At 31.9% G+C, this 828-nt stretch carries 1 protein-coding gene; it reads left to right on the plus strand.

Going from position 1 to position 828, the window contains the following annotated elements:
• Positions 1-101: 101 nt before the first annotated feature.
• Positions 102-659, plus strand: a complete 558-nt coding sequence (locus ABRT01_RS18295; protein WP_269411746.1) for a hypothetical protein — start codon at positions 102-104, stop codon at positions 657-659.
• The last annotated feature ends 169 nt before the right edge of the window (positions 660-828 follow it).

An 828-nucleotide genomic window follows, 5' to 3' on the forward strand; every position in this document is an offset into this window, starting at 1 on the left:
TTGATTTATCACACGCTACGTCGCGGCTTAGTTAAATTAACTTTTTACTCCGCGAAAGTTGAGTAAAGACGAGGCCTCGTCAAATATACAAGGTGATAATATTGGAAAAGTATACAGAGGTTTACCACTGTTATGATGCTTATGGAAATATATTAACATTTGATGCTACAGGAAATGTTGTCGAAAAGACACAAATTGTTGATCATAAATCAGAATCATTTTCAGATGACGGAAATATACAGTCATTATTGTTCAAGGACACACTAGAGTCCCGGCTAAGTAAAAGTGTAATTAAGCAGGATAGAAATTACTATTTTTATTCGGAAATTTCAAATATACATAGTGATATTAGGAATACCATTCCTATTTATATTGGGAATTATTTTTTGATAATTGGACCACAAGTATTCTCGGAAAATAGTGCTTGTATAAACTGTATGTATCAACGTATTTCCGGTACAGATTTATACAGCAAAGTCCTAAAGGAGCACTCACACTTTAACTCGACACTTATTAATTTTATGGTGAAATTTATAAAAAGCAATAAGGAAATTGAAGAAAATAGAATTGAAATAATTGATATATTAGATAACAGGCAAAACTCATACATCCTTAAAGTTCCTGGTTGCAAGAATGAGGTGCATATTAATGAAAAATAAGACTTTAATCATTAATGGCTCCCCAAGAAAGAATAATAATTCAAGCTTGGTAGTTCGGGAAATAGAAGAGTTTTTAAAAAATCTCAATAAAAATTATTTGGTTTTACTCAACTTTCGCAGCCCAAACTAGGCAGGTATACCTTGATATAGTTAGGTAATCCCGCAAACC

Source organism: Lentibacillus sp. L22, from assembly GCF_040812445.1.
In the GTDB taxonomy this organism is placed as follows: Bacteria; Bacillota; Bacilli; order Bacillales; family Amphibacillaceae; genus Lentibacillus_C; species Lentibacillus_C daqui.